This is a genomic window from Pseudomonas sp. SED1, assembly GCF_034044025.1.
In the GTDB taxonomy this organism is placed as follows: Bacteria; Pseudomonadota; Gammaproteobacteria; order Pseudomonadales; family Pseudomonadaceae; genus Aquipseudomonas.
Map to the genome: position 1 here is coordinate 1 of NZ_JAXCIS010000094.1, position 5,925 is coordinate 5,925.

Here is a 5,925-nt window from a genome sequence, read left to right on the forward strand (position 1 = left end):
CGTTTGCCAAAAGTGACCCGCTGTAAGAGCGGAACCCTAAGTAGCCGTTACCGAAATAACGGATATGTACTCCAAAAACTCACACCCAGAAACAATTCCCCCCGCATTCCGCCGCGAACAAAACTGTTCCCATGACGCGCACGTAACCCCCGCCTGTGACCTTTCTCTACGGCAACGTGCCATCACCGCAAATGCAGTTACCCCGCTACACACTAAAACCCTGAAAAATCACGCACCATTTTCGCGCAGCGATTTCCTACCCCGCCCTTTCCTGGATCAGAATCCACGGCGAAACCACCACCGCCCACAAGCTAGGATCCCGCTCAACCAGGTCCAATGCCCGCGTCGCAGACACCTCGCCAAGACTCCCCGCAGCCAGCCAGGCAGCGACTTTCTCACGGTTATCCTCAGCCATACCCTCAGCGGCCGCGATCAAATCCAGCCCGGCGTCGACCCACAATAGGGCACCCTTGGCAAAGAACGGCTCAAGCTCCTTCCAGGAAATTTCGGCGGTTTCACCAAGCAGCTTGGCATAGAGGGTGCTAGGTTCTTGCGTCATGGGAGTTCACCTGAAGAAAAAATCGGCGCAATCATACCGTCGAGCACCAGGCAGAAAAACCCAGTTGCAAATGAAGCACCGAACGAAAGTGTCAGGAAAACCAAGGATTGCCCGAAACTCTGGCATCACCCCGCCGCAATTCTGTCTTTTTCTTTCATTTAAGCGACACACCCGGGTTTTGCCCCTAGCAGCCAGCTTTTCAAGCGATCAACCGGCGCTCTACACTGTACCGGTACAGTTGCCAGGCCGCTGCCGGGGGATATCCGAGATATCTGATCCGGTTCTGCAGCTCACAAGGCCGCTAGAACTATAAAAAATACAACAGTAAGAGTGGAGCACTATGAATAAGGCTACTAAGCAGATTTCCAAACTGTTTGCCGCTATGGTCCTGGCCGGGGTTGCCAGCCATTCGTTCGCAGCTGACACCATCAAGATCGGTATTGCCGGCCCTAAAACCGGCCCTGTGACCCAATACGGCGACATGCAGTTCATGGGCGCCAAACAGGCTATCGCCGACATCAACGCCAAGGGCGGCGTCGATGGCAAAATGCTCGAAGCCAAAGAATACGACGACGCTTGCGATCCAAAACAAGCCGTGGCCGTAGCCAACAAAGTGGTCAACGACGGCGTCAAGTTCGTGGTCGGTCACCTTTGCTCCAGCTCCACTCAGCCAGCATCCGACATCTACGAAGACGAAGGCGTGATCATGATCACCCCGGCAGCCACCAGCCCGGAAATCACTTCCCGTGGCTACAAGCTGATCTTCCGTACCATCGGCCTGGACAGCGCCCAGGGCCCTGCCGCCGGCAACTACATCGCCGACCACGTGAAGCCGAAAGTCGTAGCCGTTATCCACGACAAGCAGCAGTACGGTGAGGGCATCGCCACCGCCGTCAAGCAGACCCTCGAGAAGAAAGGCGTGAAAGTTGCCCTCTTCGAAGGCATCAACGCTGGCGACAAAGACTTCGGCTCGCTGATTCAGAAGCTCAAGCAAGCCAACGTCGACTTCGTCTACTACGGCGGCTACCACCCTGAGCTGGGCCTGATCCTGCGCCAAGCCAAGGAAAAAGGCGTGAACGCCAAGTTCATGGGTCCGGAAGGCGTCGGCAACGACTCCATCTCGCAAATCGCCCAAGGCGCTTCCGAAGGCCTGCTGGTTACCCTGCCGAAGTCGTTCGACACCGATCCTGCCAACAAGGCAATCGTTGAAGAGTTCGCCAAGAACAAGCAGGACCCAACCGGTCCGTTCGTGTTCCCGGCCTACTCGGCTGTTGAAGTGATCGCCGGCGGTATCGCTGCCGCGAAGAGCGAAGACACCGCAAAAGTGGCTGCTGCCATTCACGCCGGTACCTTCAAGACCCCAACCGGCGACCTGAGCTTCGACGCCAAGGGCGACCTGAAGGACTTCAAGTTCGTGGTCTACGAGTGGCACTTCGGCAAACCAAAAACCGAAGTTTCCCCTCAGTAAGCCAGGCGTTACTGGTCAACAAGCCCACTGTGCAAGCAGTGGGCTTTGTTTTACGAGGTTTATGGGCCTGTCACCCGCGATCCGGGAGTGGGTTCACCTGAAAATCTTAAAACCGTCACCAGCGGTTCGCTGGCAAACGCTTTGTGCAACCTGATCACAGAACAGGGCACCGAGCCGGAAATTGACTCCACCAGTGAAATGCGTATCGGGTTTTTAGGAGCGCTGTAATGCCTGAGATCTATCATTTTTTCCAAACGCTGGTTAACGGCATGACCGTTGGCAGCACCTATGCCTTGATAGCCATTGGCTACACAATGGTTTACGGCATCATTGGAATGATTAACTTCGCCCATGGCGAGGTGTACATGATTGGTTCCTACGTGGCCTTCATCGCCCTTGCCGGGCTGGCCATGATGGGTATCCACTCCCTGCCGCTGTTGATGACCGCTGCGTTCCTGGCGTCCATCGTCGTAACCAGTGCCTATGGCTACAGTATCGAACGCGTGGCGTACCGCCCCTTGCGTGGCAGCAACCGCTTGATCCCGCTGATCTCTGCGATCGGCATGTCGATTTTCCTGCAGAACACCGTATTGCTGTCCCAGGATTCCAAGGACAAATCCATTCCCAACCTGATCCCGGGGAGCTTCTCCTTCGGCCCAGGTGGCGCACAAGAAGTGCTGATTTCCTACATGCAGGTCCTGGTCTTCGTCGTCACCCTGGTGGCAATGCTCGGCCTGACCCTGTTCATCTCCCGCTCCCGTCTGGGGCGCGCCTGCCGGGCCTGCGCCGAAGACATCAAGATGGCCAACCTGTTGGGCATCAACACCAACAACATCATCGCCCTGACCTTCGTCATCGGTGCCGCACTGGCGGCTGTCGCCGCTGTATTGCTGAGCATGCAGTATGGCGTGATCAACCCCAACGCCGGTTTCCTGGTGGGCCTCAAGGCTTTCACCGCAGCGGTATTGGGCGGCATCGGCAGCATTCCGGGTGCGATGCTCGGCGGGCTGGTGCTGGGGGTGGCGGAAGCCTTTGGCGCCGATGTGTTCGGTGACCAGTACAAGGACGTGGTGGCATTCGGTCTATTGGTTCTGGTGCTGTTGTTCCGGCCGACCGGCATTCTGGGCCGTCCGGAGGTTGAGAAAGTATGAGCAGATATCTTAAATCGGCGTTTTTCAGCGCCTTGCTGGTGTGGGCCGTGGCCTTTCCGGTACTCGGGCTCAAACTGAGCATTGTCGGGATCAACCTCGAAGTGCATGGCACCGGCCCGGTGACATTGACCATCATTGCCCTGTGCTCGGTGCTGATGTTCCTGCGCGTGCTGTTCACCCAGCAGGTCGGGGCACTCCTCAAGTCCAACCGTGGGCCGTTGGTTTCGCCCAAGGTCAGCCAGTTCCTGACCCTGCCGCGCACCCAGCGCTACATCATCATCGGCCTGATCGTGGCCGCGTTGATCTGGCCGTTCTTCGGTTCCCGGGGTGCGGTGGATATCGCAACGCTGATCCTGATCTACGTGTTGCTGGGCCTGGGCCTGAACATTGTGGTGGGTCTGGCCGGCTTGCTCGACCTGGGCTATGTGGGTTTCTACGCGGTGGGTGCCTACACCTACGCGCTGCTCTCGCATTACCTGGGCTGGGGCTTCTGGATCTGCCTGCCACTGGCCGGCATGGCGGCGGCCACATTTGGCTTCCTGCTGGGCTTCCCGGTACTGCGCTTGCGCGGTGACTATCTGGCGATCGTGACCTTGGGCTTCGGTGAAATCATCCGCCTGTTCCTGCGTAACCTCACCGATATCACCGGCGGGCCCAATGGCATCAGCAGCATTCCCAAGCCAACGTTCTTCGGGCTGACGTTCGACCGCACCGCAGCCGAAGGCATGCAGACTTTCCACGAGTACTTCGGGCTGGATTACAACCCGGTGAGCAAAGTGGTGTTCCTGTACCTGGTGGCGCTGTTGCTGGCACTGGCCGCACTGTTCGTGATCAACCGTCTGCTGCGCATGCCAATCGGCCGTGCGTGGGAAGCGCTGCGCGAAGATGAAATCGCCTGCCGTGCATTAGGCATGAACCCGACCGTCATCAAACTTTCGGCATTCACCCTCGGGGCAACCTTCGCCGGTTTCGCTGGCAGCTTCTTCGCCGCTCGCCAAGGTTTGGTGACCCCGGAGTCGTTCACCTTCATCGAGTCGGCAATCATCCTTGCCATCGTGGTGCTGGGCGGCATGGGCTCGCAGCTGGGTGTGATCCTCGCGGCGATCGTGATGATCCTGCTGCCGGAAATGATGCGTGAGTTCAGCGAATACCGCATGTTGATGTTCGGCGCCATGATGGTGCTGATGATGATCTGGCGTCCTCAAGGCCTGCTGCCCATGCAACGTCCACACATGGAGCTGCGCAAATGAGCCGCGAGATCCTGAAAGTCGAAAATTTGAGCATGCGCTTCGGCGGTTTGCTCGCGGTCAACGGCGTGGCCCTGACCGTACAAGAGAAGCAGGTTGTGGCTCTGATCGGCCCCAACGGCGCCGGCAAGACCACGGTGTTCAACTGCCTGACCGGCTTCTACAAGCCAAGCGGCGGCAGCATCCTGCTGGATGGCCAGCCGATCCAGGGCCTGGCCGGCCACGAAATCGCCCGCAAGGGCGTGGTGCGGACCTTCCAGAACGTGCGGTTGTTCAAGGACATGACAGCGGTCGAGAACCTGTTGATCGCCCAGCATCGTCACCTGAACACCAACTTCTTTGCCGGCCTGTTCAAGACCCCGTCGTTCCGCAAGAGCGAACGCGAGGCCATGGAATACGCCGCGTACTGGCTGGACAAGGTCAACCTCACCGAGTTTGCCAACCGCCCTGCCGGTACCCTGGCCTACGGTCAGCAACGTCGCCTGGAAATCGCTCGCTGCATGATGACCCGTCCGCGGATCCTGATGCTCGACGAACCGGCCGCCGGCCTGAACCCAAAGGAAACCGAAGACCTCAAGGCGCTGATCAGTGTGTTGCGTGAAGAAAACAACGCCACCGTGCTGCTGATCGAACACGACATGAAACTGGTCATGAGCATTTCCGACCATATCGTCGTGATCAACCAGGGCACGCCACTGGCCGACGGAACGCCGGAGCAGATCCGCGACAACCCGGCCGTGATCAAAGCCTATTTGGGGGAAGCGTAAAATGCTGCAATTCGAAAACGTTTCCACTTTCTACGGCAAGATCCAGGCGCTCCACAACGTCAACGTCGAAGTGCGCCAGGGCGAGATCGTCACCCTGATCGGGGCCAACGGTGCCGGTAAATCCACGCTGCTGATGACCTTGTGCGGTTCGCCCCAGGCTCATAGCGGCAGCATCCGCTACATGGGTGAGGAACTGGTGGGCCAGGCCTCCTCCGAGATCATGCGCAAGAGCATTGCCGTGGTTCCGGAAGGTCGCCGGGTGTTTGCCCGCCTGACCGTGGAAGAGAACCTCGCCATGGGCGGGTTCTTTACCGACAAGGGCGATTACCAGGAGCAGATGGACAAGGTGCTGCACCTGTTCCCGCGGCTCAAGGAACGCTTCAGCCAGCGCGGCGGCACCATGTCCGGCGGCGAACAGCAAATGCTCGCCATCGGCCGTGCGCTGATGAGCAAGCCCAAGTTGTTGCTGCTGGACGAACCGTCCCTGGGCCTGGCGCCGATCATCATCCAGCAGATCTTCGACATCATCGAACAACTGCGTAAGGACGGTGTAACGGTGTTCCTCGTGGAGCAGAACGCCAACCAGGCACTGAAGATCGCCGACCGCGCCTATGTGCTGGAAAACGGCCGGGTGGTGATGCAGGGCAGCGGCGAACAATTGCTGACCGATCCGAAAGTGCGTGAGGCTTACTTGGGCGGTTGATGCCCATCTGGCTAATGTATGAGCGGGCTT

General features: G+C 58.6%; 7 protein-coding genes. 6 read left to right on the plus strand and 1 reads right to left on the minus strand.

Features of this window, described 5'->3' with window-relative positions:
- Window positions 1-256: 256 nt before the first annotated feature.
- Window positions 257-559: a DUF2288 domain-containing protein gene (locus SNL23_RS12625; RefSeq protein WP_076016608.1), complete on the minus strand. Its 303-nt coding sequence runs from the start codon at window positions 557-559 to the stop codon at window positions 257-259.
- Window positions 560-899: 340 nt separating this feature from the next.
- On the opposite strand from SNL23_RS12625, the gene SNL23_RS12630 reads away from it, so the two are divergent.
- Genes SNL23_RS12630 through SNL23_RS12655 form a run of 6 tightly spaced genes read left to right on the plus strand, consistent with a single transcriptional unit; the run spans window position 900 to window position 5,895 of the window.
- The gene (locus SNL23_RS12630) at window positions 900-2,027 is read left to right on the plus strand and encodes a branched-chain amino acid ABC transporter substrate-binding protein (RefSeq protein WP_076016607.1); all 1,128 of its coding nucleotides are present in this window, start codon (window positions 900-902) and stop codon (window positions 2,025-2,027) included.
- 45 nt (window positions 2,028-2,072) lie between these two features.
- Entirely contained in the window at window positions 2,073-2,255 is a 183-nt protein-coding gene (locus tag SNL23_RS12635; protein ID WP_177009879.1) for a hypothetical protein, read from the plus strand.
- The gene (livH, locus tag SNL23_RS12640) at window positions 2,255-3,178 is read left to right on the plus strand and encodes a high-affinity branched-chain amino acid ABC transporter permease LivH (RefSeq protein ID WP_076016606.1); all 924 of its coding nucleotides are present in this window, start codon (window positions 2,255-2,257) and stop codon (window positions 3,176-3,178) included. Before SNL23_RS12635 ends, livH begins: the two co-directional genes overlap by 1 nt.
- Window positions 3,175-4,428: a high-affinity branched-chain amino acid ABC transporter permease LivM gene (locus SNL23_RS12645; protein WP_076016605.1), complete on the plus strand. Its 1,254-nt coding sequence runs from the start codon at window positions 3,175-3,177 to the stop codon at window positions 4,426-4,428. The genes livH and SNL23_RS12645 overlap by 4 nt, the downstream gene beginning before the upstream one ends.
- Entirely contained in the window at window positions 4,425-5,192 is a 768-nt protein-coding gene (livG, locus tag SNL23_RS12650) for a high-affinity branched-chain amino acid ABC transporter ATP-binding protein LivG (protein ID WP_076016604.1), read from the plus strand. Before SNL23_RS12645 ends, livG begins: the two co-directional genes overlap by 4 nt.
- Before the next feature lies 1 nt (window position 5,193).
- On the plus strand, window positions 5,194-5,895 hold the full coding sequence (locus SNL23_RS12655) for an ABC transporter ATP-binding protein (protein ID WP_017479361.1): 702 nt from the start codon (window positions 5,194-5,196) through the stop codon (window positions 5,893-5,895).
- Window positions 5,896-5,925 lie beyond the last annotated feature (30 nt).

Bases quoted from the DNA above. Each gene is read 5' to 3' on its own strand.
- livG (WP_076016604.1), top strand. From the start codon at position 4,425: ATGAGCCGCGAGATCCTGAAAGTCGAAAATTTGAGCATGCGCTTCGGC.
- livH (WP_076016606.1), top strand. From the start codon at position 2,255: ATGCCTGAGATCTATCATTTTTTCCAAACGCTGGTTAACGGCATGACC.
- SNL23_RS12625 (WP_076016608.1), bottom strand. From the start codon at position 559: ATGACGCAAGAACCTAGCACCCTCTATGCCAAGCTGCTTGGTGAAACC.
- SNL23_RS12630 (WP_076016607.1), top strand. From the start codon at position 900: ATGAATAAGGCTACTAAGCAGATTTCCAAACTGTTTGCCGCTATGGTC.
- SNL23_RS12645 (WP_076016605.1), top strand. From the start codon at position 3,175: ATGAGCAGATATCTTAAATCGGCGTTTTTCAGCGCCTTGCTGGTGTGG.
- SNL23_RS12655 (WP_017479361.1), top strand. From the start codon at position 5,194: ATGCTGCAATTCGAAAACGTTTCCACTTTCTACGGCAAGATCCAGGCG.